At 72.2% G+C, this 2,791-nt stretch carries 4 protein-coding genes and 1 tRNA gene; 4 read left to right on the plus strand and 1 reads right to left on the minus strand.

Annotated features, from left to right (window positions below; translation table 11 throughout):
- Positions 1-99: 99 nt before the first annotated feature.
- Complete coding sequence (gene upp / locus ACFU7Y_RS42625; RefSeq protein WP_224276860.1) at positions 100-735, minus strand: uracil phosphoribosyltransferase; 636 nt, start codon at positions 733-735, stop codon at positions 100-102.
- Between the two features lie 195 nt (positions 736-930).
- Here upp and ACFU7Y_RS42630 point away from each other — a divergent pair, with 195 nt between their 5' ends.
- The 4 genes from ACFU7Y_RS42630 to ACFU7Y_RS42645 all read left to right on the plus strand — a co-directional run bounded on the left by ACFU7Y_RS42630 (position 931) and on the right by ACFU7Y_RS42645 (position 2,747).
- Positions 931-1,134, plus strand: coding sequence for a hypothetical protein (locus ACFU7Y_RS42630; RefSeq protein ID WP_224276889.1), 204 nt, complete (start codon positions 931-933; stop codon positions 1,132-1,134).
- 323 nt (positions 1,135-1,457) lie between these two features.
- Positions 1,458-2,015: a tRNA adenosine deaminase-associated protein gene (locus ACFU7Y_RS42635; RefSeq protein WP_224276858.1), complete on the plus strand. Its 558-nt coding sequence runs from the start codon at positions 1,458-1,460 to the stop codon at positions 2,013-2,015.
- 50 nt (positions 2,016-2,065) lie between these two features.
- The gene (gene tadA, locus ACFU7Y_RS42640) at positions 2,066-2,593 is read left to right on the plus strand and encodes a tRNA adenosine(34) deaminase TadA (protein WP_224276856.1); all 528 of its coding nucleotides are present in this window, start codon (positions 2,066-2,068) and stop codon (positions 2,591-2,593) included.
- A 67-nt stretch (positions 2,594-2,660) separates the two neighbouring features.
- Positions 2,661-2,747 (plus strand) — tRNA-Ser (locus tag ACFU7Y_RS42645).
- Positions 2,748-2,791: the final 44 nt, after the last annotated feature.

Here is a 2,791-nt window from a genome sequence, read left to right on the forward strand (position 1 = left end):
GTGCCGGAGATCTCGGCGTTACCGCCGGACAGCCGCTGGTTGACGCAGTGCCGGGGGGCTCTCGGTGTTTCGGTGGTTCGGTGGTTCGGGTGGGGAGGCTCAGCCGGCCGTGCCGTACAGCCGGTCGCCCGCGTCGCCGAGGCCGGGGACGATGTAGCCGTTCTCGTTGAGCCGCTCGTCCAGGGCGGCGGTGACCACGGTGACCGGCAGGTCCGCCAGCTCCCGCTGCATCACCTCGACGCCCTCGGGGGCGGCCAGCAGCACCACGGCGGTGACGTCGGTGGCACCGCGCTCGATCAGCATCTTGATCGCGGCGACCAGGGTGCCGCCGGTGGCCAGCATCGGGTCGAGCACGTAGACCTGGCGGCCGGAGAGGTCATCCGGCATCCGGGTGGCGTAGGTGGAGGCCTCCAGGGTCTCCTCGTTGCGGACCATGCCGAGGAAGCCCACCTCGGCGGTCGGCAGCAGTCGGGTCATCCCGTCCAGCATGCCGAGGCCGGCCCGCAGGATCGGGACCACCAGCGGGCGCGGGTAGCTGAGCCGGGTACCCAGCGTGACCGCCACGGGCGTGGTGATCTCCACCTCGTCGGTGCGGACGTCCCGGGTGGCCTCGTAGGCGAGGAGGGTCACCAGCTCGTCGGTCAGGCGACGGAAGGTCGGCGAGTCGGTGCGCTCGTCGCGCAGGGTGGAGAGCTTGTGGGCGACCAGGGGGTGGTCGACGACGTGGAGACGCATGTACCGAGGTTAGCCCGGTCCTGGACGGGTGTACGACTCGCCGTGCCCCACCGGGCGCCGGTCCGGGTGACGTTCCCGTGACACGCCGCGACCCTTCGCGGATGTCCGGACGGAAGTGTCTCCTGTGGTATCAACCGGACCGTTCTGGGAATGTCACCTCTTATGACGAGCAACCCGAACGCCGGGGACGGCTCGATGGACGAGCCCGTCGACGGGGCGGGCCACAGCCCGGGCCCGCCGTACGACCACCCGGAGACCGAGGCGGAGCGCCGCAAGCGGCGGGCCGTCTTCCTGCGCGAGCTCACCGAGGCCCGCGAGCTGCGGGAGCGGGTCCAGCCCCGGCGGACCAAGGAGCGACGGATGCGCGAGGCGATGCGGATGCGAACCTTCCGGATCTGACACGGCCCGGAAGCGGCCCGCACCACCCTGACGCGATCGAGGCACGCATCCGGCGCGGCCCCCGGGCAGACCCGGAACGGGCCCGGGGCGGCCCCGGCGGGCGTTCGGAGCAAATTTCGACCGGCTTCGGACCGTCCGGCACGGCTTTGCCGTCCGCCACCCGGTCCTTCCGACACGACCTGCAAAGACGCGCTGCCGAACACCCCCCGCGAAGGCGGCCTTTCTGTCACGATTCCGATGGGACGGTCCGAACAAGCGGACCGCCTCTGGCGCGGGGGCGGCCAGATTTCCGCGTTGCCCGTGCGCGCCGACAGCCGAGACCGATGATCTTGGGAGTGTCCCTGGTGGCGTACTTCGCTGCAGTGCTTGCTCGCACCGAGGACGGGTGGGGTGTGAGCGAGACGGAGCTCGACGACGTCGAAACCCTGGCCGATCTGGCCGATCTGGCCCGCGACTCCGCCCAGGACGACGACAGCGTCCTGATCTTCATCGAACAGGAGGACGCCTGGTTCGCCATCGTCCGCGTGGACGGGGAGGAGGACCCGCGGATCTTCGTGTCGGACGGCGCCGCCGCCGCCCGCAGCTCCTACGGCTCCGTCCTCACCGACGAGTTGGTCGACCAGGCCGGCGAGAGCGAGTTCGGCGACCTGGACCACCTGCTGGACGAGGCCGAGGAGGCGGAGGAGCAGGACGAGGAGGAGGCCGACGCCCGCGGCGGCGTCCCGGTCGGCCCGCTCGGCGACACCCACATCCTCACCGAGTTCGGCCTCGCCTCCGACGAGCTGCTCGCACTCAGCGGCGAGGGCGCGGTGCCGGGCGACGCCCTGGAGGAGATCGCCGAGGCCCTGGGCTGCGGCGAGGTCCTGGAGGCCGTCCGGTAGCGCCGTCGGCCGTACCGGTGTCCACCACCGGATGCCCGACACTGGATGCCATGCAGCCCGCATCCACCTCGCTGACCGTCCCGCACGTCCCCTCGCTGCCCGCCCCCGTCCGCCCCGACCCGGTCCGCGACCGCTGGGCGGCGCCGATGCGCCTCGCCATGGCCGAGGCCGCGCTGGCGCCGGCCACCGGGGACGTACCGGTCGGGGCGCTCGTCCTGGACCCGGACGGCGAGGTGATCGGACGCGGCCACAACGAGCGTGAGGCGGTCGGCGACCCGACCGCGCACGCCGAGGTGGTCGCGATCCGGCAGGCGGCCCGGAAGGTCGGGGAGTGGCGGCTGAGCGGCTGCACGCTGGTCGTCACGCTGGAGCCGTGCACCATGTGCGCCGGCGCCATCGTGCTGTCCCGGATCGACCGGGTGGTCTACGGCGCCCTCGACGAGAAGGCCGGCGCGGCCGGCTCGCTCTTCGACGTGATGCGCGACCGCCGGCTCAACCACCGTCCCGAGGTGATCTGGGGCGTCCTCGCCGAGGAGTGCGGCGAGCAGCTGCGCGCCTTCTTCGACACCCACCGCTGAGGGCCCGCCGACCGCCCCGGCGATACGGATTTCGTGACTGCGCCACCCCTCCGGTAGAGTTCCTCTCGGTAGCGTGTCCGAGCGGCCAAAGGAGCACGCCTCGAAAGCGTGTGTGGGGGCAACTCCACCGTGGGTTCGAATCCCACCGCTACCGCTCGAAAGCCCGAGGGCCCGTCCGATCCGGACGGGCCCTCGGCA

The organism is Kitasatospora sp. NPDC057542 (genome assembly GCF_042801945.1).
Classification (GTDB): Bacteria; Actinomycetota; Actinomycetes; order Streptomycetales; family Streptomycetaceae; genus Kitasatospora.